Source organism: Pseudophaeobacter sp. A-200-2 (assembly GCF_041008815.1).
GTDB classification, from domain to species: domain Bacteria; phylum Pseudomonadota; class Alphaproteobacteria; order Rhodobacterales; family Rhodobacteraceae; genus Phycobacter; species Phycobacter gallaeciensis_A.
Map to the genome: position 1 here is coordinate 53057 of NZ_JAXGFU010000017.1, position 26707 is coordinate 79763.

At 57.3% G+C, this 26707-nt stretch carries 22 protein-coding genes and 15 pseudogenes; 11 read left to right on the forward strand and 26 right to left on the reverse strand.

Annotated elements, in window-relative coordinates; genetic code table 11:
• Positions 1-16: 16 nt before the first annotated feature.
• Together SM766_RS19975 and SM766_RS19980 are read left to right on the forward strand one after the other, a co-directional pair.
• The gene (locus SM766_RS19975; RefSeq protein ID WP_274869028.1) at positions 17-277 is read left to right on the forward strand and encodes a metal-sensing transcriptional repressor; all 261 of its coding nucleotides are present in this window, start codon (positions 17-19) and stop codon (positions 275-277) included.
• Between the two features lie 8 nt (positions 278-285).
• On the forward strand, positions 286-1605 hold the full coding sequence (locus SM766_RS19980) for an MFS transporter (RefSeq protein ID WP_274869027.1): 1320 nt from the start codon (positions 286-288) through the stop codon (positions 1603-1605).
• Between the two features lie 223 nt (positions 1606-1828).
• On the opposite strand, the gene SM766_RS19985 is transcribed toward SM766_RS19980, so the two are convergent.
• The 9 genes and pseudogenes from SM766_RS19985 to SM766_RS20025 form a co-directional block, all read right to left on the reverse strand.
• Complete coding sequence (locus tag SM766_RS19985) at positions 1829-2575, reverse strand: hypothetical protein (RefSeq protein WP_274869026.1); 747 nt, start codon at positions 2573-2575, stop codon at positions 1829-1831.
• Between the two features lie 327 nt (positions 2576-2902).
• Positions 2903-3553 (reverse strand): sugar phosphate isomerase/epimerase family protein, encoded by a 651-nt coding sequence (locus SM766_RS19990; RefSeq protein WP_274869025.1) that lies wholly within the window; start codon positions 3551-3553, stop codon positions 2903-2905.
• 112 nt (positions 3554-3665) lie between these two features.
• Positions 3666-3905, reverse strand: a complete 240-nt coding sequence (locus SM766_RS19995) for a hypothetical protein (protein ID WP_425537279.1) — start codon at positions 3903-3905, stop codon at positions 3666-3668.
• Positions 3906-3944: 39 nt separating this feature from the next.
• A complete protein-coding gene (locus SM766_RS20865; protein WP_425537374.1) occupies positions 3945-4076 on the reverse strand; it encodes a recombinase family protein in 132 nt (43 codons plus the stop codon).
• A gap of 367 nt (positions 4077-4443) precedes the next feature.
• Positions 4444-4626: pseudogene (locus tag SM766_RS20000) on the reverse strand (IS66 family transposase zinc-finger binding domain-containing protein); the annotation flags it as partial.
• A pseudogene (locus SM766_RS20005) lies at positions 4604-5522 on the reverse strand (IS110 family RNA-guided transposase); the annotation flags it as partial. The pseudogenes SM766_RS20000 and SM766_RS20005, both read right to left, overlap by 23 nt.
• A 286-nt stretch (positions 5523-5808) precedes the next feature.
• Positions 5809-6200 (reverse strand): annotated as a pseudogene (locus tag SM766_RS20870) (DDE-type integrase/transposase/recombinase); the annotation flags it as partial.
• An 8-nt stretch (positions 6201-6208) separates the two neighbouring features.
• Positions 6209-6424 (reverse strand): hypothetical protein, encoded by a 216-nt coding sequence (locus SM766_RS20020; protein WP_274830624.1) that lies wholly within the window; start codon positions 6422-6424, stop codon positions 6209-6211.
• An 8-nt stretch (positions 6425-6432) separates the two neighbouring features.
• Complete coding sequence (locus SM766_RS20025; RefSeq protein WP_274830623.1) at positions 6433-6726, reverse strand: transposase; 294 nt, start codon at positions 6724-6726, stop codon at positions 6433-6435.
• Positions 6727-6924: 198 nt separating this feature from the next.
• Here SM766_RS20025 and SM766_RS20030 point away from each other — a divergent pair.
• Positions 6925-7897 (forward strand): annotated as a pseudogene (locus SM766_RS20030) (IS5 family transposase).
• Between the two features lie 92 nt (positions 7898-7989).
• Here the strand turns inward: SM766_RS20030 and SM766_RS20035 are convergent.
• From SM766_RS20035 to SM766_RS20045, 3 genes and pseudogenes are all read right to left on the reverse strand, one after another.
• The gene (locus SM766_RS20035; RefSeq protein ID WP_274830622.1) at positions 7990-8463 is read right to left on the reverse strand and encodes a curlin repeat-containing protein; all 474 of its coding nucleotides are present in this window, start codon (positions 8461-8463) and stop codon (positions 7990-7992) included.
• 787 nt (positions 8464-9250) lie between these two features.
• Positions 9251-10276, reverse strand: a complete 1026-nt coding sequence (locus tag SM766_RS20040) for an IS110 family RNA-guided transposase (RefSeq protein ID WP_274830621.1) — start codon at positions 10274-10276, stop codon at positions 9251-9253.
• Positions 10277-10449: 173 nt separating this feature from the next.
• A pseudogene (locus tag SM766_RS20045) lies at positions 10450-10881 on the reverse strand (ATP-binding protein); the annotation flags it as partial.
• 53 nt (positions 10882-10934) lie between these two features.
• Between SM766_RS20045 and SM766_RS20050 the strand changes: the two are divergent.
• The 4 genes and pseudogenes from SM766_RS20050 to SM766_RS20065 all read left to right on the forward strand — a co-directional run.
• Positions 10935-11180 (forward strand): annotated as a pseudogene (locus SM766_RS20050) (transposase); the annotation flags it as partial.
• Positions 11181-11408: 228 nt separating this feature from the next.
• Positions 11409-12770, forward strand: a complete 1362-nt coding sequence (locus tag SM766_RS20055) for an IS110 family RNA-guided transposase (protein WP_368948883.1) — start codon at positions 11409-11411, stop codon at positions 12768-12770.
• Positions 12751-13673 (forward strand): annotated as a pseudogene (locus SM766_RS20060) (IS3 family transposase); the annotation flags it as partial. The gene SM766_RS20055 and the pseudogene SM766_RS20060, both read left to right, overlap by 20 nt.
• A 29-nt stretch (positions 13674-13702) precedes the next feature.
• Positions 13703-14157, forward strand: a pseudogene (locus SM766_RS20065) (IS21 family transposase); the annotation flags it as partial.
• A 504-nt stretch (positions 14158-14661) separates the two neighbouring features.
• Here SM766_RS20065 and SM766_RS20070 read toward each other — a convergent pair.
• From SM766_RS20070 to SM766_RS20095, 6 genes are all read right to left on the reverse strand, one after another.
• Positions 14662-15594 (reverse strand): IS5 family transposase, encoded by a 933-nt coding sequence (locus SM766_RS20070; RefSeq protein ID WP_274831134.1) that lies wholly within the window; start codon positions 15592-15594, stop codon positions 14662-14664.
• A 181-nt stretch (positions 15595-15775) separates the two neighbouring features.
• Positions 15776-16111 (reverse strand): H-NS histone family protein, encoded by a 336-nt coding sequence (locus tag SM766_RS20075; protein WP_274831120.1) that lies wholly within the window; start codon positions 16109-16111, stop codon positions 15776-15778.
• A gap of 15 nt (positions 16112-16126) precedes the next feature.
• Positions 16127-16804, reverse strand: a complete 678-nt coding sequence (locus SM766_RS20080; protein ID WP_274831119.1) for a trypsin-like serine peptidase — start codon at positions 16802-16804, stop codon at positions 16127-16129.
• 171 nt (positions 16805-16975) lie between these two features.
• A complete protein-coding gene (locus SM766_RS20085) occupies positions 16976-17413 on the reverse strand; it encodes a transposase (RefSeq protein ID WP_368948884.1) in 438 nt (145 codons plus the stop codon).
• The gene (locus SM766_RS20090; RefSeq protein ID WP_274831118.1) at positions 17371-17790 is read right to left on the reverse strand and encodes a hypothetical protein; all 420 of its coding nucleotides are present in this window, start codon (positions 17788-17790) and stop codon (positions 17371-17373) included. The genes SM766_RS20085 and SM766_RS20090 overlap by 43 nt, the downstream gene beginning before the upstream one ends.
• Positions 17791-17847: 57 nt before the next feature.
• Positions 17848-18492, reverse strand: a complete 645-nt coding sequence (locus tag SM766_RS20095; protein ID WP_368948885.1) for a response regulator — start codon at positions 18490-18492, stop codon at positions 17848-17850.
• Positions 18493-18789: 297 nt separating this feature from the next.
• Here SM766_RS20095 and SM766_RS20100 point away from each other — a divergent pair.
• Positions 18790-19044 (forward strand): annotated as a pseudogene (locus SM766_RS20100) (IS110 family transposase); the annotation flags it as partial.
• A 74-nt stretch (positions 19045-19118) separates the two neighbouring features.
• Here SM766_RS20100 and SM766_RS20105 read toward each other — a convergent pair.
• The 3 genes and pseudogenes from SM766_RS20105 to SM766_RS20115 form a co-directional block, all read right to left on the reverse strand.
• Positions 19119-19316 carry a hypothetical protein gene (locus tag SM766_RS20105; RefSeq protein ID WP_274831117.1) on the reverse strand — a complete coding sequence of 66 codons (198 nt, stop codon included), beginning with the start codon at positions 19314-19316 and terminating at the stop codon, positions 19119-19121.
• Positions 19317-19404: 88 nt separating this feature from the next.
• Positions 19405-19623, reverse strand: a pseudogene (locus tag SM766_RS20110) (transposase); the annotation flags it as partial.
• Between the two features lie 348 nt (positions 19624-19971).
• A pseudogene (locus SM766_RS20115) lies at positions 19972-21005 on the reverse strand (IS110 family RNA-guided transposase).
• Between the two features lie 120 nt (positions 21006-21125).
• Between SM766_RS20115 and SM766_RS20120 the strand changes: the two are divergent.
• Both SM766_RS20120 and SM766_RS20125 read left to right on the forward strand, forming a co-directional pair.
• Positions 21126-22228 (forward strand): annotated as a pseudogene (locus SM766_RS20120) (IS3 family transposase).
• Positions 22229-22681: 453 nt separating this feature from the next.
• Positions 22682-22780: pseudogene (locus SM766_RS20125) on the forward strand (integrase core domain-containing protein); the annotation flags it as partial.
• Between the two features lie 68 nt (positions 22781-22848).
• Here SM766_RS20125 and SM766_RS20130 read toward each other — a convergent pair.
• Positions 22849-23255, reverse strand: a pseudogene (locus SM766_RS20130) (IS66 family transposase); the annotation flags it as partial.
• Positions 23256-23313: 58 nt separating this feature from the next.
• Entirely contained in the window at positions 23314-24246 is a 933-nt protein-coding gene (locus tag SM766_RS20135) for an IS5 family transposase (protein WP_274831134.1), read from the reverse strand.
• Between the two features lie 163 nt (positions 24247-24409).
• Here SM766_RS20135 and SM766_RS20140 point away from each other — a divergent pair, with 163 nt between their 5' ends.
• Positions 24410-24838 (forward strand): hypothetical protein, encoded by a 429-nt coding sequence (locus tag SM766_RS20140; protein WP_274831101.1) that lies wholly within the window; start codon positions 24410-24412, stop codon positions 24836-24838.
• Positions 24839-24928: 90 nt separating this feature from the next.
• On the opposite strand, the gene SM766_RS20145 is transcribed toward SM766_RS20140, so the two are convergent.
• From SM766_RS20145 to SM766_RS20155, 3 genes and pseudogenes are all read right to left on the reverse strand, one after another.
• Complete coding sequence (locus SM766_RS20145; RefSeq protein ID WP_274869357.1) at positions 24929-25885, reverse strand: integrase core domain-containing protein; 957 nt, start codon at positions 25883-25885, stop codon at positions 24929-24931.
• Between the two features lie 243 nt (positions 25886-26128).
• A complete protein-coding gene (locus SM766_RS20150; protein ID WP_274869356.1) occupies positions 26129-26512 on the reverse strand; it encodes a hypothetical protein in 384 nt (127 codons plus the stop codon).
• A gap of 49 nt (positions 26513-26561) precedes the next feature.
• Positions 26562-26707: pseudogene (locus SM766_RS20155) on the reverse strand (IS5/IS1182 family transposase); the annotation flags it as partial.

Consider the following 26707-nt stretch of genomic DNA (forward strand, 5'->3'; position numbering starts at 1 on the left):
GGGATATCGTTGTTCTATGACAAAGCCGCATGTCCATGCAAGCCATCCCGCCCTGATCGCGCGGCTGAAACGCGCTGACGGTCATCTGCGGTCGGTGATCGCGATGATCGAAGACGGCAAACCCTGTCTCGATATCGCTCAGCAGTTGCAGGCAGTTGAAAAGGCCGTGGTCAATGCCAAGCGGGCCCTGATCCACGATCATATGGACCATTGCTTGGACGAAGACCATTCACCCGCGGACCGCGATGAGCTGAAAGCCATCGCCCGCTACCTCTGAGCCTATCGATGCTGGAGATCCTCGCCGATCGCACCTACCGCCACCTGTTCCTCGCGCAGGTCATGGCCCTGCTGGGCACTGGCCTGGCGACGGTTGCACTTGGGCTTCTGGCCTATGACCTCGCGGACGACGGGGCGGCAATGGTGCTGGGCACGGTCTTTACGATCAAGATGGTGGCCTATGTCGGCATCGCCCCCATCGCCGGGGCCTTCGCGGACCGGGTAAACCGCCGCGCACTCCTGGTTGGGCTCGACGTGGTGCGGGCGGGGGCGGCGCTCTGTCTGCCGTTCGTGACCGAGGTCTGGCACGTCTACGTCTTGATCTTCCTGCTGCAATCGGCCTCGGCTGCCTTCACGCCGACCTTCCAGGCGACTATCCCTGACGTACTGCCCGAGGAGGCGCGCTACACCCGTGCGCTGTCGCTCTCGCGGCTGGCCTACGATCTGGAGAACATCGTGAGTCCGACGCTTGCCGCGCTGCTGCTCGCAGTGATGAGCTACAATTCTCTCTTTCTCGGCACCGTCGCGGGTTTCTCGGCCTCGGCGCTGCTGGTCGTCTCAGTGATGCTGCCGAGCCCGAAGCCATCTGAACCGCGTGGCATCTACGACCGCACGACACGCGGTATCCGCATCTACCTCGCCACGCCGCGTCTGCGTGGGCTTCTGGCACTAAATTTAGCTGCGGCTTCGGCAGGAGCGATGGTGCTGGTCAACTCTGTTGTGCTGGTACGCGGCACACTAGGGCTTTCCGAAAGCGCGCTGGCCTGGACGATGTTCGCGTTCGGCGCGGGGTCGATGCTTGCTGCGCTGCTGCTGCCGCGCCTGCTCGACCGCGTGCCCGACAGGCCCGTAATGGTCGGGGGTGCGGCTCTCATGGTGCTGACGCTTATGGCGCTGGCCGGTGGGATCGCCATTATCGGGCTCGACTGGCCTTTCCTGCTTGGCGCCTGGCTGTTGGTCGGGCTCGGCTACTCGGCTGTGCTCACCCCCTCGGGGCGCCTGATACGCCGCTCGGCACATGCCGAGGACCGGCCTTCGCTTTTCGCCGCGCAGTTCGCGCTGAGCCACGCATGTTGGCTTCTTACCTATCCGCTGTCAGGTTGGCTTCTGACTGTGCATGGAAGTCTGGGCGCGTTGCTTGTTCTTGCAATGCTCGCGGCCAGCGGCCTTTTTTTTGCCCTGTTCGTTTGGCCTGTCGAAGACCTCTCAGAGGTCGAACATACGCACGACAATTTGCCGCTAGATCACCCTCATCTGCAGGGGCATCGCACACACAGCCACTCTTTAATTATCGATGAGAAGCATCCACGTTGGGATACGCATTTTTAGGCTGACCTCTTTGAAATGAAGAAAGCCCGTCGATGTCCTTTACACAGTGAATAGGCTGTTTCAGGTGCCGGAAATTTAGCCGCTTCCAAAGCCCGATGGTGAGAGCGCTCGTTGCCGCAACTGCTGTTGAGCAAGCCTGTATCGGAAGGCTTCAGAGGCGAGCGGCAGCGCCACTCAGTGGATCCTGGGTCACACAACCCTTTCGTTGTGGCATTTTGACTGGTTAGTAATTCACCTGTTCAAAGCCGTAGTTGCCCTCGTAATCACGCCAATCGACGAAGACGGAGCGGTGATAGATACCGGGACAATACTGACCCCAGCGTTCGAGACCTACATGGGCGGCCGGTAGGGCGGTGATCGAAGACCTCTGCCAGGCGAAGCCACCTTGCGTTCCATATGTGCCTAGGACAACGGTGGCGCTACGGTTGCAGTCGCCGTCACGTCCGGATTCGTGCTGTCGCGCATACCGGACATCAAAGACTCGGATAGATCGTACGAAATTGAACTCAGGTCCGCTGATATCGATGTCCGCGCGATCTTGAACGAGCCGGAGGGCCTGGTCGGCGGGAACAAGGTAATCTGGGGCTTCTGGGGTGCGCCAAGCAGCCGCAATAAGGTCAGCGGTATCGTGCGCTGGAAAAGATTGTCGCGGTCCAGTGCTGTTGCTCTGGAAGAACGCATCAAAGATGCGGTCTGCACTGTTTGCTGCTGGAACGGTTTCAAATGACGCGCCCATGGGACAGCGCCAGATTTGAAGCGGCGGTTCAACCGGCCAAGGCGTAATGCGTCGGATGAATTCGGCGCGAGCCCGGGCGCAAGGGACGGAAGCGGGCCACCCGCCAGATAGGCAGAGGAGTATCGCGCAATCGATTGGGTAAGTCTGCGCGCGGGCGGGTGCCGGCAGCGAAAGACCCGTCACGGTGAAAGCGACTGCGGCCGGGTGGAGGAGCTTCTTGAGTAGATGACGCATGCTGAGGGCTCTCTGGAACGAGGCTCAACATACACACAAAAATATACTATCGCAACACTAAGTATAATAACGCATAATGAAGTTTATGTTAAATTGGTTATGATTTTATGATCAGTCCGACGAGCTTCGCCATTTGGAGTTATTACAAGCTACTCTGAGTGTTGCCCGAGATCCAAGTCCTTCAAAAATTCCTGAACTTGCTATGCCATTCGCATTGCGTTTATCTCATCCTCCGGAGCACCAGATTCACGTGACATCGGAATTTCAAGTGCAATAGGAACATTCCCTGAAAACTGCGACAGGATATCGCCAAGCGAGATGTTGCCGTCACCCGGTATCAAGTGTGCCTCTCGGGCAGTGCGCAGCAGCTCGCTCTCCGTATATGGGGGGCACTTCGGCGTCGCACAGATGCAGGAACGGGAAACGCGATGCAGGCGCGCCAACTATGTCCTTCAGGGAACTGTCCGAGCGATCAAAATGCAGCGTATCTAGCAGAACGCCGATATCGTCACGTGCCGTTTTGTCGACGATCTTCAAAGCCGACGAAAGGTTCGGAACAGTCGTCCAGGGAAAGAATTCCAAGACCGGAGACAAGTGATAAGCGGCGGCAATTTCGGCGAAGCGCGCGAGGTTTTGGCTCAGACGATCGAGGTTTGTATCATAAGGCGCGGTCACTATGTAGCGAGCGCCCAGCTTTGCACCTGCTTCCAGAAATGGGGCCATCGCAGATGGATTGAAGTCGGGCGTGAGACGCACGAACTCGATGTCGCTCACCCTAATGCCCGTGTCCAGCAGCGCGCCAAGGGTGTCAGCCATCATGCCAGGATCGTCCATCAACGGATAGCTGGGCGTCGTGTCGTTCACGGCGGTCAGGCGTAGCCCGACAGCGTCGAAACCCGAATTTGCGGCCAGATGGATCAACTTGCGCGGTGACAGGTGCAAGAAAGTCAGGTGGGCAAGTGACAGGCTACGTGTCATATAGCACCTGCAGTATGTTTGCCCGCGATATAGCCAAAGGTCATCGCAGGGCCTAGATTAATGCCCCCTGCCGGATAGTGGGGTCTGCTCAGGCTGAGTGCAGAATGACACCCTAAGCGCCAAGCACGCGTTCCCCGTGGTCGCGCAGGTTGCCATCGGGATCGACGTATCGGTACAGAGTTACAGGCTTCACGCCCAGCTCATGGCATAGCTCAGAAACGGACGTGTCCCTATTCGCCATAGCTGCCTGCGCCATCCGGACCTGAGCTTTGGTGAGTGCGAACTTTCGACCACCTTTGCGACCACGCGCGTGGGCAGCCTGCAACCCTGCCATGGTGCGTTCCCGGATCAACTCGCTTTCAAATTCGGCGAGCGCGGCAAAGATCCCAAATCACAGCCGACCGGCTGCGGTGGTGGTGTCGATCTGTGCTCCCTGACCTGTGAGCACCTTCAGGTCGACACCACGCTCTGACAATACGGTCGTCGTTTTCACAGCTTCCCGATCGGTCGTCTTCCTTGGCATTGGGACGACAGGTTCTCCTGTTCCGCAAGAGAGCCTGACCCAGATTCACGCCGGCTTCGAGCCGGATGCCGCATGGGCCGGACTTCAGGGCACCGCCCATACTCATCCCGGGGTGACCACCACCCCCGGTTGTTACATCAACCTTACGCTTTCGGCAGTTCATCGACGGTTCGCTTTCGCTCGTCTCTCTGGATCGCACCTGACGGGATCATGCCCCGCCGTTTCCACAACGCTCACCACCATCGCTCTTAAAGACAGCAGCTTGTGGTGGTTTGGGAGCGGCTCCTGATAGCCGAACCCGAGGGGCCTACCCTCATCTCTCTTGCAGTTACGTACCTCCTTTCCATGTTCGGACTCAGGACACACGATGGACGGCATATTTGCTGACGATCACATGCGCCACGGTTGCTTCGGTCGGCATGCCGCCTGCGATCAGATGCACCGGGGCCGGAGCTTGTGCAATCCCGCCCTTCACAGGACCGGCAGGCATACTTCGGGGACGGGTAACAATCACGCGGAACTGAGCGGGAACGATGTCGAGGGGCTTTGATGATGTGACCGCCGCTGTTGGCCGCACGGTCACCGCCTCGATTCAATCTGTGCCTGACGGTCTTGCCTGATGACGCCGGGACGGGACTGACACCACACAGTGCCGCAAAGCTGGCCTCCGATCTGAGGCGCTCGGGGTTGTCGCCAGCCGTCAGCAGCAGCTGCGCCGCGCTGTTCAGGCCGATCGCCGTCTGTTCGAGCAGCTCTGGGGCAAGATCCTTGACGATGGCTTCGATCATGTCATCCAGGTCGGCGATTTCGTCATGGAGTTCCAGATAGCGCCGCGCCAGCGATTTGAGCGAGATGCGATAGGCTTCTTCGACCTCCAGATACGCCGTGAGATCAGGCCGCCAAGCTGCCAACGTGCGGATTAACTGCATGCGGTTCATCTGCCGCAGCGGGTCTCGCAACCTGTCGGGCGCGCAGACAATCGTCGTCTGGATCATCTGCAAGGCGATGCGGCGCGCCTGGACGGCCGTCTTGCGACAAACCTTTAGAACACGGAGGCTTTCGACCATTCCATCACGGCTCCTTGGTGTCACTGTGTGCCGTTCGGCAAAGGCGGAATGAGCAGCGCTTTTCGCATCGAAGTGGTCGTTCTTTCCACGTCGGCGTCGGTCATGTTTGTCAGGGGCAGTGACCTCCAGAACCTCGACACCAGCCGCCTGCATGTAACGCAACAATCCTGCGCCATAGCTCTGAGCATTCGATGCCAACGCGTTGTAGGTCGCCAAAAGACCGCATCCAGACGAGCATCAAGCGATACCCATGTCGTGTCGTGGGAAAGCTCTCGACACCGAGAACGCGGTCTTGGTGGTTGACGACCGCAGCCACGTGCAAGTCCTTGTGGGTATCAACGCCGCCGATGACGTGAGATGCTTTTGAGTGTTCGACCATCCTATGATCCTTTCCTGCGGCACATGAACGAGCATCGCTCAGAAGAATGCAGGGACAGGACAGTCATGAGACCGGATAGTCAGGCCCTTCTTGGGTCACGGCGCACCTTTGAGACAAGCTCGCCGCAAGGCGTTCCCGGATGATCGACAGGTCCAGGGAAAGACACGCGTCAGGTCGATCGGAATGAGAGTCAGATCACGCCGAGAAGCCATGCGGCACCAACCCAGCGAATGGTCGATCGGTGTTTGAGTCAAACCACCCGGGAACTGGCACCAATTGTATGACTGTCGGTGTTCATGATCTCGGGCGGTCCGAAGCGGTGGATGGCAACGTTCAGCGCCTCAACGCAAAAGTCGGCCTCAAGCGTGTTCGAGATGCGCCATGCCAGCACCTTGCGGGTGTGCAAGTCCATGATCGCCACCAGATACAGAAACCCGCGCCGCATCGGAAGATAGGTGATATCTGCCGCCCAGACCTGATTGGGTCGATCCACCCGCAAACCGCGCAACAGATAGGGATAGGTCTTGTGCCCTTTCGCGGCTTTGCCCCCTCTCGCACATGCTTCGCATGTGCGAGAGGGCAGCGGGTGTTGGGTTTCTGATAGATCGGCATCAAGCCCATCAGCCGCATCAGGCGACGGATGCGCTTCTCGTTCACCAGATGGCCTTCATTGCGCAGATGCCAGGTCATCCACTGGCCGACAGGGCATTGCTCCGCAATGTCCCGAGAGGCTGGCGGACACCAAAGAAGGGTGTTTCCAGGAACTGCTGGTCAATGTGGCGCATGAGTGCGAGATTCATCGCCGTCTCGCCTTTGGGTTGATAGTAGAACGACGACCGCGAGATCGACAGCAGCTTGCACTGTTTGCCAATCGACAGGTTGGTATTGGCAGGCTCAACCATCTTCCGCCTCACTTGCCGATCCACGTCTTGAGCTTTCGTGACAAAAAATCGTTGGCCACGGCCAGCTCCCCGATCTTCGCGTGGAGCTCCTTCACCTGTTCCTCATCGATCTCGTTTCTCTTGCAGCCACCGCGCTCGAACACACCGAAGGCGCCTTCCAGAAGGGCTCGTTTCCATTGATGGATCATCGTGGGATGCACCCCAAACCGGCTCGCCAGCTCAGCGGCCGTCTCATCGCCCTTCAGGGCTTCCAGCGCGACCTTTGCCTTGAACTCAGGCGCGTGCTGCTTGCGTTTCGACATCTCTGATCTCCTTCTCGTCGAAGATCAGCAGACTGCAAATCGTAGCTTATGTCAGTGTCCGAATTTCGGGGAGTATGTAAGGCGGTTACATCATCAAAGCCTTTCTGATGAACAAAATCAGCGGGTCCTGACGGCATTGTTGCAGAACTCTCTCGTTGGAGGATTCACAACACGAATCCATGGGGTTAGACGGATGTCATGAGCAAGCCCAAGCCCGCCCGCTACCGCACGACGAACTGGTCCGCCTACAACGCTGCGCTCCGCAAGCGCGGGTCTTTGCTGATCTGGCTGGACAAGGAGATGGCCTGGTACGCGCCGCTTGAGGGCCGCCCTGGGCGCCCGCCGGTGTTCTCGAATGCGGCGATCCAGTTCTGCCTATCGATCAAGGTGCTGTTCAAGCTGCCGCTCAGACAGACCGCCGGGATGGTCGCCAGTCTGCTGCTGCTCGCGGGGCTGGACTGGCCCGTTCCCGACTATTCGACCTTGAGCCGAAGGCAGAAGACCCTGAAGGTGCAGATCCCCTATCGCCGTGCAGACGGGCCGCTGAACCTGCTTGTCCCCTCTCAGGCATTGCTGCGCAATACCTTGCCGGGCAGCGGACAGCACCGGCATCAAGTTCCTCGGAGATGGAGAGTGGCAAGCCCGCAAGCACGGTGTTCAGCGACGCCGCCAATGGCGCAAGGTCCATCTGGCCATGGATACCGCCACATCCGACATCCGCGCGGCCGAGTTCACCTCCAGCCGGGAAGGCGACAGTCCCGTCCTGCCAGAACTTCTGAACCAACTCCCGGACGACGAAGACATCGACACCGTGACCGCAGATGGCGCCTACGACACCCGCCGCTGCCACAGTGCCATCATCGCACGCGGTGGCACGGCTATCATCCCGATACGCAAGAATGGCCGAGCGTGGAAGGAGGATTGCCCAGCCGCCCGGGCCCGCAACGAAACCCTGCGCGCCACACGTCACTACGGCTGGGCGTTCTGGAAACGATGGACGGGATACCACACCCGCAGCCGTGTAGAAGCCAGGATGCGCTGCCTCAAGGCTTTCGGCGAGCGCATCGCCGCGAGAGACCCAGATAGCCAAACCGCTGAAATCCACATCCGCGTCGCACTCATCAACCGCTTCAATGCCCTCGGCACCGCCGAGATCGTCCGCGTGGCCTAAACCTGAAGGGGAAAGGGGAAGTCACGCCTCAAGACGCCTTTCTGCAACAATGCCGGTCCTGACCCTAAGTGAACAATAATAAAATCAAAATTTTATTGTGAGATCAACAAGCTGTTATCAGCTCCTAGTTGACGGAACATGGCTGTGTTTTTGTTTCCAGTCTGTTGGATTAGTGCCGAGTTTCCTGTGCCAAAAACAAGTCCAGTTACCTCACTATCGGTGCCATTTTGTGTTACTGCAAAGATGTTATTGTTCCCCAAGACATTGAGATCAATCTGATTGCCTGTTCCCGTTTGTGCCAAAAAACCCGGTTGGGAGTTCGTCGAGGCAAAATTTGGAAGCGTCGGCCAATCTTGTTCAAACCCACCGTTGTGTTTTCCAGAAACGGTGAGGCTGATTTGACTTTGCGGCTCAGCGGAAATTTGAAGCGTATTGCTAGGCGAGCTGGTAATATACAGAACGTTGTCCTGTTCAGCCTTTGCCTCGGTTCCAGCACCCAGTGAAAGCATTATGACCGGGACGCATGAGAGCGCCTGCGACAGCATGAACCTGATACTCATGTCCATAATCTTTACTCCAATAGGAACATCCACGGTTACTACACGACCTGATGTTAGGGTAAAAAAACTGGTCGGCCCACCTATCTAAAGATACCAAATGCCTTAGAGTAAATGACAGCTAACCTAGCGATTATTTAGAAAATTTCTCTGGGAGTCGCGATCAAGCATTCATCTGGGCACACTTATCTTGCAAGCGCAGCGAACTAGGGAAGTTGGTTCTGGCGGATAGCAGGAATCTGATCGTTGCGGCCCTGCCCCTGCCCCTGCGAGTCCCTTGCCAATGACGACAGTCTGCGGGTTTGCCTTTGGTAGTCGTCGGTTTGGGACTTGGCAAGCTCGCGGGGCGCGGAGGCCTCAAATTTCTTAAGCGCCTGCCTCGCTTGGGAGTTTTGTTCCCCAGCGAAGATTGCGGCCTCTCGCCGCTCTTTGGGTGTCCCCAGTTTTTTCCCAGCAGGCCTTTCAACACCACGTTTTCAAGCATCGTGTCTGAGCTAATGTGTCAATCGGCATTGAAGTTTGCCCCCCTATCGGCGTCCATGTTTGGATGCCCCCTTCGATGCAAGGATTTTCTGACTTTCTGAGCGTGTGATCGGGTGCGGTCATGTTTCAGGCCTCTCAGGTGCGGCCATAACATGCCGCGGGCCGGTATGGTGATGCGCGGATCGGAGGCCTCATCAAAATTTCGAGCTCGTGCTCGTTGCACGCCACAGGCTTCCCCGTTCCGGATCTGGTCGATCATTTGCCCATACTAATCGCCGTCCTCCTCACATCGCCGACACTCCGGCCGTCTTGGTCAACAGACCGCGCCGGCCGGATCTCGGTATTCTTCATTTCGCACAAGCATGGCCCAGATCATTCGAGCCATCTTGTTGGCCAGGGCGATGGCGACCAGCATTCGTGGCTTGCGGGCCAGCATTCGAGAAACCCATGAACCCGGCCTGCCTCCATCTCGGCCCCGCCAATGCACGACGGACATGGCGCCCACGATCAGCAAGCGCCTGATGTCGCGCTGGCCCATCTTCGAGGTGCGGCCAAGTTTCTGCTTTCCGCCACTCGAATGCTGCCGGGGAACAAGCCCGAGCCAGGCCGAGAAATCGCGAGCCCGGCGGAACTCGCGCAAGTCGGGCGCGAAGGTTGTGATCGCCATGGCGCAAATCGGTCCAATCCCCGGCATCGTCTGAAGCTTGCGCGCGACATCGCTTTCCTTCGCCGCAGCCGCAATGCGGGTGTTCAGATTGTCGATTTCGGCGCTTAGTCCGGCGATCCGGTCGAGGTAGAGCCGCCCCATGTCTCGGACGAGGTCTGGAAGGCTTTCATCTTCTTCGATGCGCACGGCGAGGTGATGGACATTGCCGATACCTTTTCCCAGAACGATGCCATGTTCGGCAAGGTGCCCCCGGAGTGCATTCACCAACTGGGTGCGCTGTCCGACAAGCAGATCGCGAGTGCGGAAGAGCATTGCCTGCGCTTGCTGTTCGGCGGTCTTCACCGTGACACCACGCATCGTCGGGCGCTGTGCGGCCTCGGCGATAGCCTCGGCATCAGCCACATCGTTCTTTTGTCGCTTTACGAAGGGCTTCACATAGATTGGCGGAATAAGCCGAACCTCATGGCCGTCCCGCGTTAGTTCCCGGCCCCAGTAATGTGCGGTCCCGCAGGCCTCCATTGCCACGACGCACTGCGGCAAGCCCGCCATAAACTTCGCAAACTGCGGCCGTGATAACTTCTTGCGAAACAGGACCCTCCCATCCGCCGCAGCTCCGTGAACCTGAAAGACCTGTTTTGCCAGATCAACGCCAACGATGCTAACCTCATCCATGGATGCCTCCTCTTTCTATGGTGACTTCAACATCACCATCTTGGCACATTGCGATGCCGTCGGGTGGGGGCATCCACTCCATCAAAAGTGACCCCCTTGTGCTGAGCAGGCCCGGCGCTGCGTAGCCCTCACATAGCGCAGCGGCGGCGGGCCTGCGGTGTTTCGGATTGGCGCTATGCGCGGTTCTTAAAGCGCCAGCTTTCGTTTCCGGTTTCGACGATCTCGCAGTGGTGCGTAAGCCGGTCGAGCAACGCGGTTGTCATCTTGGCATCGCCGAAGACGCTGGGCCATTCGCCGAAGGCCAGGTTGGTTGTGACGATGATGGATGTGCGTTCGTAGAGTTTGCTGATCAGGTGGAACAGGAGCTGTCCGCCGGTCTGAGCGAAGGGCAGATAACCCAGTTCATCGAGGATCAGGAAGTCGTGGTGGGAGATGAGATCGGCGGTCCGTCCCTGGCGTTCTGCGCGGGCTTCTGCGTCCAGCTTGTTCACCAGGTCTACCACATTGAAGAACCGACCCCGGTGGCCCTCCCGGATGCATGTTTTGGCGATGCTGACGGCGAGATGGGTTATGCCGGTGCCTGTGCCTCCGATCAGGACAAGGTTGGACTTGCCCTGAAAAAGTGGAGAGCACCAACTGAGGAACCAGGAGGTGTTCTATGGGAAATGGCAACAGACCGACGCCGGAGTTTCGGCGGGAAGCAGTCAGACTGGCACTGACCCGCGGTCGGACGCGGCGGGAGATCGCGGAAGATCTGGGGATTGGACTTTCGACATTGACGCGATGGCTCAGTCGCGAGCGGGATGCCAGTGATCCGGTCGAGGCTTCGGTCGACGTGCATGCTGAGTTGAAGCGGTTGCGACGCGAGAACGCAGTGCTGAAACAGGAGCGCGACATCCTAAAAAACCGTTCCGGGCCGCAGCCCGCCTGTGCGCGGTAGTAACAGCTTGTGCTATGTTGTGCCCGAAGGGCAGTTGCCGATGGCTTATTGGTGGGCTGGACCCCGTTAAAAAACGTGGCACATGGGCTGATGCGCACTTGAGAGTGGTGACGCCGCCATTGCGGTGATCCCGGTTAGGAAGATGACGAACTTGCATGGCCCACGCCCTTCGCCTTGAACGGAGGAGATGCCATGACAAAGCGTAAGACCGGCGGCCACCCGGATTTGAAGATGGTCAACCCCAATGCGGCTGCGATCGATATCGGATCAACCATGCACATGGCGGCTGTGAACCCTGACACCGACATCATGCCCGTGCGCGCCTTCGGGACATTCACCCAAGATTTGCATCACCTTGCTGATTGGTTCCGGTCGTGCGGCGTCACCAGCGTGGCAATGGAATCGACCGGTGTTTACTGGATTCCGGCCTTCGAGATCCTGGAGGCGCATGGGTTCGAGGTTATCCTTGTGAATGCCCGCTACGCCAAGAATGTTCCGGGCCGCAAAACCGATGTCAGCGATGCCGGATGGCTGCGACAGTTGCACTCGTATGGGTTGCTCCGCGGCAGCTTCCGACCTGAGGCCGAGATCGCCACTCTGCGCGCCTACATGCGCCAGCGCGAACGACTGACAGAATACGCTGCCGCGCATATCCAGCACATGCAGAAGGCGCTCATGGAGATGAACCTGCAACTGCATCATGTCGTCTCTGATATCACGGGCGCGACCGGCATGCGGATCATCCGTGCCATTGTCGGCGGCGAGCGCGATCCTGAGGTTCTTGCCGCGTTCCGGGATGTCCGCTGCAAGTCATCAATGGACACGATCAAAGCGGCGCTGGTCGGCAACGACCGTGAGGAGCATGTCTTTGCTCTGACACAGTCGCTGGAACTTTATGATTTCTACAAAGCGCAGATCGAAGCGTGCGACAGCAGGCTGGAGGCCGCAGTTGGGGCGCTGACGGCCCGTGCAGACGGAGAACTGGCCCCACTGCCCAAAGCGCGGATCAAGGGCACGCAACACAATGCGCCGTCCTTCGATGTGCGAGCTGCGCTCTATGGCGCGTTAGGCACGGACCTTACACAAATCCATGGCCTTGGGCCATCGCTGGCGCTGAAGCTGGTGGCCGAATGCGGCACGGATTTGCGGGCCTGGAAGAGCGCCAAGCACTTCACGTCGTGGCTCTGTCTGGCACCGGGCAACAAAATCTCTGGTGGCAAGCTGCTGTCCTCCCGGACACGCCGATCCTCCAGCCGCGCCGCCGCGCTTCTGCGTCTGGCTGCCGTCACGATTGGCCGAAGTGACACAGCCCTGGGTGCATTCTATCGACGCCTCTCGGCACGGATTGGCAAACAAAAGGCGGTGACCGCTACGGCGCGCAAAATAGCAGTCTTGTTCTACAACGCCATCCGACATGGCATGACCTATCAGGATCAGGGAGCCGCGGCGTATGATGAACGACACCGGCAACGCGTGCTCTCGAACCTCCAACGGCGCGCCAAGACTCTCGGTTTTGCATTGGCGCCCATTCCCGAGACAGAGGCTGTTTCTTAGGAAAGCCGCAGCCTTCTTCGCGAAAGACGCAAGTCGATGAGCTTTGCTTTCATCGAGGCGGAGAAGGCCAGCTTTCCCATCAGCGGCATGTGCCGTGTCCTGGGCGTCAGCCAGAGTGGGTTCTTCGCCTGGCGCGGCCGCCCGGCTTGTCAGCGTCAGAAGCAGGACCTGATCTGTCTTGCCCATATTCGCACGGCCTTCGCCCTGTCGAACGGCACCTATGGCAGCCCGCGGATGCACCGGGACCTCATCGACGACGGCCACCGGATCGGGCGTCACCGAACGGCCCGGCTGATGCGGGAGAATGGCCTCGTGGCCCGTCAGAAGCGGCGGTTCAAGCGGACCACGGACAGCGAACACGCCTGGCCGGTCGCCCCGAACCTGCTCGCCCAGGACTTCGAAGCCGAACAGCCGGATCGGAAATGGGGCGCCGACATCTCCTACATCTGGACGGCGCAGGGCTAGCTCTATCTCGCGGTCGTGCTCGACCTCCACTCGCGGCGGGTCGTCGGCTGGGCGACGAGTGACCGGCTGAAGCGCGGCCTCGCAGTCGAGGCTCTGCGTCGCGCCATTGTGAACCGCGAACCTGCACCGGGGATGATCCATCATTCCGATCGTGGATCGCAATACTGCTCTGTCGACTATCAGGCCGCGCTCCGAAAACGCGGCATCCTGATCTCCATGAGCGGCAAGGGGAACTGCTACGACAACTCGATGGTCGAGACCTTCTTCAAAACCATCAAGGCGGAGCTGATCTGGCCGATCGCATGGCAAACCCGCCAGCAAGCCGAAAACGCAATCGCCAGATACATCGACGGGTTCTATAATCCCGTCAGGAGACATTCATCGCTCGGCTTTCTAAGCCCCATCGCATTCGAGAGAAAGGCCCGGAAAGTGAGCTAAACGCTCTCCACTAAATCAGGGCAAGTCCAACCAGCCAACCCCGCCCCAAGATCGCCCCGTGGCGGTCCGATCTGGATGAGATGCTGGCCGAGAATGACCGGCAACCCAAACGCCAGCGGCTGACACTGGTTCGGATTTACCAAGAGCTGCGCAACCGGGGTTATGACGGCAGCTATGATGCGGTGCGGCGCGTTGGTCGAAGGCGACCCGGGAAGCTTCCGCCGCTGCCTATGTGCCGCTGAGCTTTGACCTTGGGGAAGCCTACCAGTTCGACTGGAGCCACGAGGTTGTCCTGATCGATGGCGTCACCACGACCGTCAAGGTCGCGCATGTCCGCCTGAGCTATAGCCGGATGCCGTTTGTCCGGGCCTATCCGCGTGAGACGCAGGAGATGGTCTTGATGCCCACGACAAGGCGTTCGCCTTCTTCGGTGGGCCCTGCGCCCGGGGCATCTATGACAACATGAAGACCGCTGTGGATGTAGGTCAGCTTCTCGCCGAGGCGCGACTTACCCGAGATACGCAGACGCTGTGCCTGCATCCAATCACCGAACTCGGCCACGAGGGGCGCGCTGCGGGCCGGACGCTTGAGCAATTTGAGGGCTCCGCGCCCGGCGCGCTTGCCCAATCAGACGACGGAGAATATGAAAACCAGATCCGCAGACTCTCGTTATGAATAAGGGAGCCTAGGGGGGCAGGTCACGAACCTTGAGGTGATCGCTGCCGGTCACCCAGACAGCAAGATCGACGATCTGCTTCCCTAGAACTTCAACCCGTCAAGCTGATCCCGCGTGGGGCGCAGACACCGCTTACAGGGTTCAACCATTTGCGCAAAAAGAACAATAGAGGAACAAATGCGGTGTGGATTTCACGAATCTGGAAAACCAGAGCCGCGCTTACCAGGATCGTTGCTTGAAGCGTTTATACTTCAGCGTGGCCTTGTTGCACAAATCGGCTGATGTGCGAGCTTTCCCCTTCCCCGGACGGACTTACTCTACGGGCTCTGTGACGGGGATTCCAAGTGCCGTGTAGCCGTTGAGCACGGCGATACGCACCTGCAGCTCGGCGACCTGGCGCTCGAAGTCTCTCGCCATCAGGGATTGGCCGAGCAGCTTGATGCAGTTCATCTTGCTCTCGACACGGCTCCGGCGGTGGTATCCGCTCCACCGTCGCCAGATGGCGCGGCCCAGGTATTTCGAGGCGCGCAGCGCTTCGTTGCGGGCGATGGCGCCCGGGCTCGTAGGCCGCCACGACTTGGCATTCTTGCGGGGCGGGATGATTGCAGCGGCACCGCGCGCGGCGATTGCCTCGTGGCATTTCCGGGTGTCGTAGGCGCCGTCTGCGGTCACCGAGGCGATCTCTTCGTCTGCCGGGATTTGGTCGAGAAGGTCGGACAAGACTGGCGCGTCGCCGATGTTGCTTCCGGTGACCTCGACGGCCCGGACCTCCAGCGTTTCCTCGTCGATGCCGATGTGTATCTTGCGCCAGATACGGCGCTTGGAACCACCGTGCTTACGGGCATTCCACTCACCTTCGCCCTCAGCCTTGATACCGGTGCTGTCGATCAGCAGGTTCAGCGGACCCGCGCCGCCACGGTAGGGGATATTCACGTTCAGCGCCCTTTGGCGGCGACAGAGCGTGCTGAAGTCCGGCACGGTCCAGTCCAGCCCGACCAGGCGCAAGAGGCTCTGAACGAACCCCGTCGTCTGTCGCAGAGGCATGCCAAAGAGCACCTTCATCGTCAGGCAGGCCTGGATCGCGGCATCGCTGAAGCTCTGTTGGCGACCGCGCTTCCCGGTCGGCGGAGGGACCCACTCCATCTCGGGATCGAACCAGATCGTCAGCGATCCGCGCTGACACAGTGCTTCATTGTAAGCCGACCAGTTCGTGGTCTTGTACTTCGTAGGGGCCCAGCTGCTCATGCCTCCCAGCTATCATGCTGGATTCATGCAGTGAATCCCCCAACCGATTTGTGCAACAAGGCCCTTCAGCGTGGCTCTGATGATGTGACCGCCCCCCCGACGGCAACAATGTGCCAAGGTGGGTCTGCGATGATCCACAAAGGAGGACGGTCATGCCTTCACCTCAATTCATGACATTCCCCTACTCCTGATTTTCAATACGCAACTGCTCTATTGTGTAACCGCGTGACAACAATTCTTTGAACCAAAAGGGCTTACGTCCCCGGTTCCCGCAGGTCTGGTCTGGGTTTTCAGGATTCCTGTAAACCGGTTCAACTTCAAAACTTTTTACGTCCATTAATCTAGGCCCCATTACTTCTGAAAGAGATGAAAATCCCAATTCTTTAGCTAATGCAGTCATTTTTTCAATTGCCAATTTTTTCCGCCTGTTATGGTAGCTCATTATTGCCTTTTTCACCTCTCCCTGCATTGCCTCCAGCTCTTGGAGAGATAGTTTGTCATAGTCAATTTCAGTCATGATCATTCTCCCGGTTCATACTGACCCGACGTTAACCGCCAAGGCCACTGGTCTATTCCGCCACATCGCCTTGGCAACAATAATTGCCACTAAGGCACTCGCGCCTTCTCGCATCACCCGATAAACTGGAGCGCCGGATGCGCCGAAATCGATCGGGCAGTCCAAAACCAAGACACTTTTTTTTCTGTTAAGTACGCTACAATTAGCTTCGACCAAATAGAAGTTGCTCCCTACATTTTTGTAGTAAGACGTGACCACTCTTTCACCCAACTGCATGGGCCCGTCGGAAATATTTAGAGTAGGGAAATTCCCAGGCACGGCATCGGAAAATGTCAAAACCGCAACATCATAATTTATATTTTCAACTGTTCTAAGCCCGATTTCAAAGCCGGGAAGCATTTCAGAACTTAAAACTTGGTTATTCACCGGCGCGATATCCGCTTCCCTCACCACATGGATACTTTTAGCATTTACAACCCCGCTACCATCTTTATTGTACAAACAGTGCGCGGCAGTTAATGCTCTACGTTCATCAATTTGCACTCCGGTGCAAAACGCACCTGGAAGGCCAACATTTACCAGTCCGGCTGGTGCAGGGCTAAAAATGGAGCGCGACAGATTAAGATCTCTACTCGCGCACGCACTGATAGATGTAATTGTGACCAAAGCGGATATGAGGCTATATACTCGCATGTTAGTGTGTTCTTACTTGTGACCCACTTAATGCAAGTCTCTCCTTGACCAGAAATCGACTCTTGAAGGGAAGCGCAATTCTCAACAGTTTATTTTTAACCTTCCTTCTCTGAGCTTGCAGCTGGTACAATGCACTCATTTTTCACCCGTCACAAATATTAGTTTTTATTTTTACAGCCCGGTAGGGCGCGTGTAGATAGACACTGGAGCCTCGAAAGCATCAGTATTTGTTTCCGTAGAAACTCCGCATGCAGCCCTTTCCGCCCGCAGTGCGCTTTCGATTTTCTCCCAGAGGCCAACCATAGACCACCGCCGGTACTGTTGGTACACCGCCATCCAATTTCCGTATCTTTTGGGTGTGTTACGCCAAGACTCACCCGTCCGCATAACCCAAAAGATTCCGTCGAGAGTACGGCGGTAACTAGAGGGTTTGCGACCGTGCGAAGCCCGTACATCCCAAAGAAATGGTTCATAAAATGCCCATTCTTCATCGGTCATAAGATCAGACATAGACTTCACCTTATTTAAGTTTTCACAAGTTTCGTCACTTCGGACACCCTGACCGTTTACCTCTGCTTCAACGACAATATTTTGCCTTCTTTCTTGCATGCTGCGTATGATGTAGTTGCTTGTGCAATTGCAAACTCAACAGAATAAGGGTCATCAAAATCGGACAGTGGCGCCAAACCAGTCAAGGCCTTAGCCCGCTTCCCATGGCGATCCAGTTGGTCATTATAGAACAATATCGTCGGGACAGGATATTTCTCAAAATTGGAATTTTTCAAAAACCTATAAACCTGTTTTTGCCCCCCTACTCCCTCTACATCTATGAACAAGATTGAGCCTTCGTCACGCCAAGATGACTTAAGCCCCTCAGACAGATCAGCATAGATAATTTTTGCGCCACGTCTTGTGAAGTACTCAAACACACAAGAGCTTACCTCATTGGGGCAACCCAAGTATACCACTGTTTTCAAATCATTCATGTAGCTCTCTGCAGATCGTAGTACTGGGATTTTTCTTGCCGTTTTCATATCAAACTCTTAAACTTGAAGGCCGGCCTCGCGAATTGCGAATGCAACCTGTGTTCGGTTGGTTGCCTTCATTTTTTTGAATATTGATCGAAGGTGCATTTTAACTGTTGGCTCAGACATCTCCAGCTCATACGCGATTATCTTATTTGACATACCTTTACTAACGAAAGCAGCGATGGATTGCTCTCTAGGAGTGAGATTCCACGGGTTGTCCATGCCATCTTCGTGTACGATCAGATCAGTCGGTATATATATGCCACCGCTGACTATAAGATCCATCACAGATTTGAAACTGTTCAGGTGCGTAGTTTTTGGGATATACCCTGATACACCCAACTTAAGTGCATCTCTTACAAACTGGTATGTCAACCCAGAAGACATCAACGCGACTGGCGTTGGCTTTGCAGATCGACACACTTCTTTTATTGATTTCAGACCCAACATTCCCGGCATTTTTACGTCTAACAGAATTATGTCAAAAATATCCGGCCCATGATGATCAAGGAGTTCACACAGACCGTTCTTGTCGTGGCTTTTGTAAACGGCACAGCCTTGATTTTCAAACACTGTGGCCAGTGCATCGCACAAGACTGCATGGTCATCTGCTACTAATATTGTTTTTGTGTCTGCGCCTACTAACGTTTGACTCACCACCAAACCCTTTTTCGACTTTTCCGGTGCGAAAAGCGGATATTGTCATTTGGGATATGCAGCAACCTAACCTTAAGGGTAGATTAAGTACCAAAAAGATGAAAAATTTTTCTTGATTTCAGGCCAAAGCCTCCTAAGAGATGCGCTGGGTCTGTTGTGCGGTTCGAACCGCACCGTGTTTGCCGGAGGCTTCAAATCCTGAATAGGATGAAGCCACAATGAGGCTCTGATGATGTGACCGCCCCCGACGGCATCAATGTGCCAAGGTGGGGCTGCGATGATCCACAAAGGAGGACGGTCATGTCGGAGATTTCCACGGTCGGGCTCGATCTGGCGAAGAATGTGTTTCAGTTTCATGGAGCCGACGGTGCGGGCCGAACGGTCATGCGAAAGAAGCTGCGGCGAGCGCAGGTGCTGGAATTCTTCCGCCAGTTGCCATCTTGTGTCGTCGCGATGGAAGCGTGCGGAGGGGCCCATTACCGGGGCCGCGAGATCGGCATGCTGGGACATGAGGTGCGGCTTGTCCCGCCCGCCTACGTGAAGCCCTTTGTGAAGTAATGGAGAGGTGATCATTACTTGACATAGGGCCGGACATACAGCGGCGACATCAGACGAGGCTCATGTCCATTCTAAAGACAAAAGCGCCCGATGTGATGTGCGCCACCGCAGGCTTCCATCGCAACTACACACGGCAGAAGCCCATCCAGAAAGTCCAGCAGCCGATGCCGCTGGAGACGTTTGCGAAACACGACCGCTCCTGCTTCGTTCAGCCCGGCCAGACTGCAAACGGTCTTGCCCAGATCAATGCCCAGAATCTTGATGTCCATCAGATGCTCCCCTCTCCACCTATGCCCGCAACGATAGCAGCGGATTGGTGGGAAGGCAGTTCATCCCATTAGCTCAAGCGGGTAAGCGCAGCCGCAACAAGCTTTCAACGAACCCCGTCGTCTGCCGGAGCGGCATGCCGAACAGCACCTTCATCGTAAGACAAAACTGAATTGCCGCATCGCTGAACTCGCGCTGGCGGCCGCGCTTGCCGGTCGCCAGGGCAGACCATTCCATTTCGGCATCAAACCAGATCGATAGCGAACTGCGCTGCTTCAGCGCCGTGTTGTACGAAGGCCAGTTCCTGATCTTTTACTTCGTAGGTGACCAACTGCTCATGACAGCCAGCTATCACGCTGGGTTCAAACAGTGAATCCCTCAGCCGATTTGTGCAACATGTATAACCGCCCCTTGCGCAAGAGGAATCTTCAGAGCTGATTTTGGCGCGTCACCTGGTGCTGACATGTATCCGGCCTCATGATGCGGCGTTCCAGATGCCGCGGGCCCGTATGGTGTTCGAAGGTCGGGTCCAGATCAAAGCCGCGTGCTCGATGGCACTCTGTTGCGCACTGGTTCTCCCGATCCCGTCTCACGACTATTGCGCCAAACTGCTCCTTGTCCTCATACGCTCCGACGCCCTCGCGACCTACAGCGGGCTTATGCCGCCGCGGCCGGAGACTGATAGACGCCACCCCGGGGCCATCAAGGCCCAGACGATACGCGCCATTTTATTCGCCAGCGCAACACTCACCAGCATTGGTGGCTTGCGTGACAGCATACCGGCCAGCCAGGTGCTGGTTGGGCCTCGGCATGAACATGTCACTTTTTGATAACGCTGTTTGCGCCGATGATCAGCAAACGTCTGAGGGACCGCTCGCCCATCTTCGTCGTGGCTCCGAGCCGCTGTTTGCCGCCTGTCGAATGCTGACGGGGCACCAGACCCAGCCAGGCAGCAAAATGCCGGGCCTTGCGGAAACTGTCTGGTGGTGGCGCAAGGGTCGCTATGGCCGTGGCAATCAGAGGGCCAGGGCCGATGCCCGGCACCGTTATCAGGCGTCGTGCCACGTCGTTCTCCTTGGCGCGACGGGTGATCTCGGTATCGAGCTTGCCGATCTCTGTCTCCAACTACCCCAGTGTCGCGACCAGAACCTTGAGGGTAGGAATGGCGTCGGCAGGCAGATCGCATCCTAGACCTTCGATAATTGCAATTAGCTTGGTGGCGTTGGCCGCCCCTTGCGGCACGACCTGCCCGAACTCGCTCAAATGCCCTCGAAGAGCATTGATGGCCTGGGTCCGCTGCCGGATCAGAAGCTCGCGCACGCGAAACACCATCGCCGCGCCCTGCGTCTCTTCGCTTTTCACAGGCACGAACCGCATCGTTGGACGCAATGCCGCCTCGCAAATCGCCTCGGCATCGGCCGCATCGTTTTTCTGACGTTTCACGAATGGCTTCACGTAGGCGGGCGGGACAAGCCGCACCTCATGTCCCAGCATGCCGATCTCGCGGACCCAGTAATGGGCCCCTCCGCACGCTTCCATCGCGACGACACAAGATGGCAACTGGCGGAAGAACTCCAGCACCTGCGCTCGCCGCAACTTCTTGCGCAGGACCGCACGACCATTGCCGTCGGCCCATGCACCTGGAACACATTCTTCGCCAGATCGAGCCCGACCGTTATAATCTCCGACATGACCCTCCTCCTTTGTGGATCATCGCAGACCCACCTTGGCACACTGTTCTTGCCCCCTGAAACTGGTCCAAGCTGAGTGCGAAATTTTGGGTACATTTCTGGCAACAGAGGAGTGTACCGATGCCGAAGAAACGATTTAACGACGAACAGATTGCTTTCGCATTGAGGCAGGCAGAAGCTGGAACGACGGTCGGCGAGATATGCCGGAAGTTGGGCATCGCCGAAGCGACGTTCTATCGCTGGAAGAAGGTTTATGCCGGGATGGGTGTGTCGGAGATCCGAAGGCTGAAGCAGCTCGAGGACGAGAATGGCAAGCTGAAACGGCTGGTCGCAGATCTGACTTTGGACAAGTCGATGCTGCAGGATGCTCTGCGAAAAAAGTGGTGAAGCCTGTTCGACGTCGCGAGGTTGTCCGACATTATCAGCATGTGTTCGAGGTGTCGGAGCGTCGGGCATGCCGGGCCATGGGCTTCGGGCGGGCTTCTCACTGATACCAATCCAGGCGCGATCCTGAGGTGGAACTACGGATGCGGTTGAAAGAACTGGCTGAAGCCCGCGTCCGATACGGGTATCGCCGCCTGCATATCTTGCTGTAGCGCGAAGGGTGGCACGTGAACCACAAGCGCCTGTACCGGCTGTATTGCGAAGAGGGCCTGTCGATCCGAACGCGCAGCCCGAAGCGACGGCGTGCCTGCCGGTACCGATCCGGCCGATCAGACGCCGACGGCATGAACGATGTCTGGGCGATGGACTTTATGTCGGACCGGCTGTTCGACGAAAGACCGTTCCGGATTTTGACCATCGTGGACTGCTTTACGAGAGAAGCTCTCGCGACCGCTGCGAGGACGACGTTCCGAGCCTACCAGGTGATTGATGAACTGGATCGGCTGGCACGGGTCAGGGGGAAACCCAGGAGCATTCGAGTCGACAACGGACCGGAGTTCGCCGGCCGACTGCTCGACCAATGGGCTTACCTGAACAAAGTCGAGCTGGACTTCTCCCGGCCTGGAAAACCAACGGACAACGCCCGTATCGAGGCCTTCAACAGCCGCCTCCGCCAAGAATGTCTTAACGCGTCATGGTTCCTGTCCATGGACGGCGCTCGAACCCGGATCAACAACTGGAGAACAGATTACAACGAAACCAGGCCGCATTCATCGCTCGGAAACTTGACGCCAAGCGAATTTGCGTCCCAACTGAAGGAAACCCGAAAGGTCGCATGAAGCCTGGACCAGAAACGGGGTGAGATCCAATGGCTGAGCGGGCTTTACACAAAACTGGAGGAGATTCAGGGGCTCATGTCAAGACCTCAAAGTGATCCAAATGCGACACTGGCTGACTAAATGAAAATCGATAGATATCTTGTGTCAAGCTCGGAAGAATGGTTGTCCTTTTCAAGCCGGAGATCTGCTGTTTTTGTAACGGCCCCTGCCGATCACTGCTCGATCATGCCCTACTCCGGTTATACCTTACCACGCCAGTTCCCGCACTGGCGTGGTTTTTTATAGGGTCGGACTCTTTTCTTGGCCACACCAGGAAACGTCGCCCTAGTGTTCCGAGGTCAACATTTGGTACTGACATAGACTTCCCCTGATGTGGTCGAGGGCATCGGGAGCGCGGCGCTCGCGGGTGATGATGTCCTCGGCGGTCTTGCTCCAGGCAAAGGGCATTGCGTTATCGATCTAGGGAAGCCGCAGCAGAACGCTTTTATCGAGACATTCAACGGCAGCCTGCGCGACGACCTGCTGAACGAGGAGATATTTGACACCCTGGCCGAAGATTCAGAACCGGGTGATGCGGGTGTCCCGGGCGAGCTGACGGCTTTTGATTGTGCGGCAGGATCGGCCCAAGGCATCAAGGCGGCGATGTTCTTGTCGAGGTGCCCACCTGCCAATTTGGTGAACAAGTCAACCATATAGGCATAGGGTTCGACTCCGTTCTTCCGGCAGGTTCCGACAAGGCTGGCAAAAGAAGCCCAGCTACGCGCCCCGTCATCGTGTCCGGCAAAAGCGCGTTTCGGCATGTCATGGCCGGGCTTCTGATCGCCTTTTCGACCAGGTTGGAATCCATGTCGACATGGCCATCGTCCAAGAACAGACGGAATCCGTCCTGGCGTCGGAATATGTAGGCCAGCGCCTTGCCCAGATTGGACTTGCGCGAGACGCGAGCGGCCTATGCGGTCAGCCAGGCAAAGAAATCGTCGATCACCGGGCGGGACCGTTCTTGCCGAACAGCGCGGCGGTCATCTGGCGGCGGCCTTGTTGCACAAATCGGCTGATGTGCGAGCTTTCCCCTTCCCCGGACGGACTTACTCTACGGGCTCTGTGACGGGGATTCCAAGTGCCGTGTAGCCGTTGAGCACGGCGATACGCACCTGCAGCTCGGCGACCTGGCGCTCGAAGTCTCTCGCCATCAGGGATTGGCCGAGCAGCTTGATGCAGTTCATCTTGCTCTCGACACGGCTCCGGCGGTGGTATCCGCTCCACCGTCGCCAGATGGCGCGGCCCAGGTATTTCGAGGCGCGCAGCGCTTCGTTGCGGGCGATGGCGCCCGGGCTCGTAGGCCGCCACGACTTGGCATTCTTGCGGGGCGGGATGATTGCAGCGGCACCGCGCGCGGCGATTGCCTCGTGGCATTTCCGGGTGTCGTAGGCGCCGTCTGCGGTCACCGAGGCGATCTCTTCGTCTGCCGGGATTTGGTCGAGAAGGTCGGACAAGACTGGCGCGTCGCCGATGTTGCTTCCGGTGACCTCGACGGCCCGGACCTCCAGCGTTTCCTCGTCGATGCCGATGTGTATCTTGCGCCAGATACGGCGCTTGGAACCACCGTGCTTACGGGCATTCCACTCACCTTCGCCCTCAGCCTTGATACCGGTGCTGTCGATCAGCAGGTTCAGCGGACCCGCGCCGCCACGGTAGGGGATATTCACGTTCAGCGCCCTTTGGCGGCGACAGAGCGTGCTGAAGTCCGGCACGGTCCAGTCCAGCCCGACCAGGCGCAAGAGGCTCTGAACGAACCCCGTCGTCTGTCGCAGAGGCATGCCAAAGAGCACCTTCATCGTCAGGCAGGCCTGGATCGCGGCATCGCTGAAGCTCTGTTGGCGACCGCGCTTCCCGGTCGGCGGAGGGACCCACTCCATCTCGGGATCGAACCAGATCGTCAGCGATCCGCGCTGACACAGTGCTTCATTGTAAGCCGACCAGTTCGTGGTCTTGTACTTCGTAGGGGCCCAGCTGCTCATGCCTCCCAGCTATCATGCTGGATTCATGCAGTGAATCCCCCAACCGATTTGTGCAACAAGGCCATATCGTTACCTCAATACACGACACTAAAATATACTTAAGATAGGGGTCAATTATCCTCCTCAAGCCGATACGATGAATTTCTAATTGGGGAGCATATCCGTGAACAAACTCGTAGACATCAGAACTTATACAGTAGGTATTGTCGGCCCGTGCAGCAACAACATTTTAGATTTGAAGGACAACCTGTCCGCACGCGGAAACACCTCTATTCGATTCACTTCGTTGTTGAATCTAAACACCACACAAGTAGGCACTAGGCCAAAAATTAATCGCCTTTTTGTCGATGTTGATGGTTTAGGCGGAATTGAGGCTATTATCGATGATTTACTGGATCTTCGGCGATTTCTGCCGAGGATGCCGGTAATACTGATCTCATCAGAGTTCTCTCGTGATGAGTTCGACCTGACAAGGATTTCTGTCTGCGATTGTAGTTTGAAGGCTCCGCTGTCGCCTGCCTCTGTAGATCACGCTATCGTGCAGTCTCGTGTGAACAATATGGTCTGGGTAAAAAAATATGTGAACCCCTGACTCAGATCGAACCTAAGTTCGAGGACAGTGCTTTGATATATGAGCTAATGGGATGAACTGCCTTTGACCTGCCCCCCGAGGCTCCCTTATTCATAACGAGAGTTTGCGTATCTGGTTTTCATATTCTCCGTCGTCTGATTGGGCAAGCGCGCCGGGCGCGGAGCCCTCAAATTGCTCAAACGTCCGGCGCGCTTCCGCGGGTGTTTGGTTGCCGAGCGATGAGTGCGGCCTGACGTTTTCTGCCCGACTGGTCCACGCTTCAATATCGTCAAGTGTTCGCATCGCCGTCAGAATTGCGCTGCTCATCCCATCCAACCAGCGGGCCAAGCGTTCGGTTGGCATACCCGAGACAAGCAGTCCCCCTGCCCCGCCCATAGCCAGTGGCGCGAAGACGGCGCCGCTTCCGTCGCAGGCCGCGATCCTGGACGCGGTGACGGCGGCTTCGATCTGGTCGCCGTGCTGTCCGAGGCCCGCCAGACTCCAGAGATGAAAGCCCATGCAAGCCCGGGTGATTGGGTGGAGCTCGGCTTCGGCTGTCATTACATCCAGCCATCCGCCCGCGTGATCTTCGAAACGCTCAGCGCTGTCTTCAATGTTCTCCGGATCGCGGCGATCCAGGAAGGCGGCCAAATCAGCCTTTGGTCCGGGACCGCCTGTCAGGCACCGAACAGCCCATCCAACTCTTGCAAGGGCATTTGGGTCATCCTGTGCGCCCGAGAGCCGCATCGATATCCAAAGCGCCAGACGATCAGAACTCACCCGGTCCCCTGCGAACCAGCTGAGGTTCGCTGCCTCAATCAAAGCGAGGCGACGCCGCCAGCCTTCCGGGCCGCGCAGCAGCCGGTCATCCAGAGCACCCAAACGTCCAGCGACCCGTGCCAGTCGCGCAGCGTGAACGCTTTCTGCCTTTGCCCAGTCTTCGCTGACAGCAGTGTCGGCCGGTTCTGCCCGTGGCCCGGGATGCAAATCATCGGATTCTTCCTCGAGTGGTCCCGGCAGAAACCAGAGATCCTCTTCGTGAGCTTCTTCATCCTCCTCGATGGTGATGAGGGGGTCATCGAAATCATAGTCAGAGCAAGCATATGAATGCGCAAAATCAATCCCCCGCGATTCGATGTGAGAATTTACCCAATACCTTCAAGTGCTTATGCGCAACGACCCTAGTACACGAAAGCATAAACCCGCGCAGCTTGAACAGCCAGACCTGAGAGCCCCCTGCCCGCGGCAGCTGGGCATAAAAAAACCCGCACCAAAGCGCGGGTTTCTGAAGGTCTGAGTTTTCCTGGAGGATCAGGTGCCGATGGCCGCCCGGAAGGGTTTGTCCCTGCGGAACATACTCTCGTAGCTATCAAGCGTGAATGGCGTGGCCAGTTCGTTCATTCCAGTTTTCTCGCACCAGGCGGCCACAAAATCTGAGCGTTCAAATACCCCATCTCTTCTGGCAACAGCGAGCGCGACCGCATCAACAACCATGTCGATGACAAGGCCCCATCGGAAAGCACCGGCGGTCGCGAGGCGATGCAGGAAATCGCCTGTCTGCAGGTTGGCATCGACATCAAGCCCGGCGCTCATCGCATAGCTGCCGACGATTTCGTTCAGGATAGTGCAATCTGGCGCCGGATGCCCAGAGACGCTGTTCAGATCGATTTCTCCGAACTCGATCCTAGTCGGCATTGTTGCAGCAAGGCGTCTTGAGGCGTGACTTCCCCTTTCCCCTTCAGGTTTAGGCCACGCGGACGATCTCGGCAGTGCCGAGGGCATTGAAGCGGTTGATGAGTGCGACGCGGATGTGGATTTCAGCGGTTTGGCTATCTGGGTCTCTCGCGGCGATGCGCTCGCCGAAAGCCTTGAGGCAGCGCATCCTGGCTT

Excerpts from the sequence above, each read along its gene's own strand:
- SM766_RS20085 (WP_368948884.1), bottom strand. The coding sequence starts at position 17,413 with ATGCAAGAAAGAAGGCAAAATATTGTCGTTGAAGCAGAGGTAAACGGT.
- SM766_RS20090 (WP_274831118.1), bottom strand. The coding sequence starts at position 17,790 with ATGAATGATTTGAAAACAGTGGTATACTTGGGTTGCCCCAATGAGGTA.
- SM766_RS20070 (WP_274831134.1), bottom strand. The coding sequence starts at position 15,594 with ATGAGCAGCTGGGCCCCTACGAAGTACAAGACCACGAACTGGTCGGCT.
- SM766_RS20020 (WP_274830624.1), bottom strand. The coding sequence starts at position 6,424 with ATGGTTGAGCCTGCCAATACCAACCTGTCGATTGGCAAACAGTGCAAG.
- SM766_RS20075 (WP_274831120.1), bottom strand. The coding sequence starts at position 16,111 with ATGACTGAAATTGACTATGACAAACTATCTCTCCAAGAGCTGGAGGCA.
- SM766_RS20080 (WP_274831119.1), bottom strand. The coding sequence starts at position 16,804 with ATGCGAGTATATAGCCTCATATCCGCTTTGGTCACAATTACATCTATC.
- SM766_RS20865 (WP_425537374.1), bottom strand. The coding sequence starts at position 4,076 with ATGCCAAGGAAGACGACCGATCGGGAAGCTGTGAAAACGACGACCGTA.
- SM766_RS19975 (WP_274869028.1), top strand. The coding sequence starts at position 17 with ATGACAAAGCCGCATGTCCATGCAAGCCATCCCGCCCTGATCGCGCGG.
- SM766_RS20040 (WP_274830621.1), bottom strand. The coding sequence starts at position 10,276 with ATGGATGAGGTTAGCATCGTTGGCGTTGATCTGGCAAAACAGGTCTTT.
- SM766_RS19990 (WP_274869025.1), bottom strand. The coding sequence starts at position 3,553 with ATGACACGTAGCCTGTCACTTGCCCACCTGACTTTCTTGCACCTGTCA.
- SM766_RS20055 (WP_368948883.1), top strand. The coding sequence starts at position 11,409 with ATGACAAAGCGTAAGACCGGCGGCCACCCGGATTTGAAGATGGTCAAC.
- SM766_RS19985 (WP_274869026.1), bottom strand. The coding sequence starts at position 2,575 with ATGCGTCATCTACTCAAGAAGCTCCTCCACCCGGCCGCAGTCGCTTTC.
- SM766_RS20025 (WP_274830623.1), bottom strand. The coding sequence starts at position 6,726 with ATGTCGAAACGCAAGCAGCACGCGCCTGAGTTCAAGGCAAAGGTCGCG.
- SM766_RS20035 (WP_274830622.1), bottom strand. The coding sequence starts at position 8,463 with ATGGACATGAGTATCAGGTTCATGCTGTCGCAGGCGCTCTCATGCGTC.
- SM766_RS19980 (WP_274869027.1), top strand. The coding sequence starts at position 286 with ATGCTGGAGATCCTCGCCGATCGCACCTACCGCCACCTGTTCCTCGCG.
- SM766_RS20135 (WP_274831134.1), bottom strand. The coding sequence starts at position 24,246 with ATGAGCAGCTGGGCCCCTACGAAGTACAAGACCACGAACTGGTCGGCT.
- SM766_RS20150 (WP_274869356.1), bottom strand. The coding sequence starts at position 26,512 with ATGCCGACTAGGATCGAGTTCGGAGAAATCGATCTGAACAGCGTCTCT.
- SM766_RS20105 (WP_274831117.1), bottom strand. The coding sequence starts at position 19,316 with ATGGACATCAAGATTCTGGGCATTGATCTGGGCAAGACCGTTTGCAGT.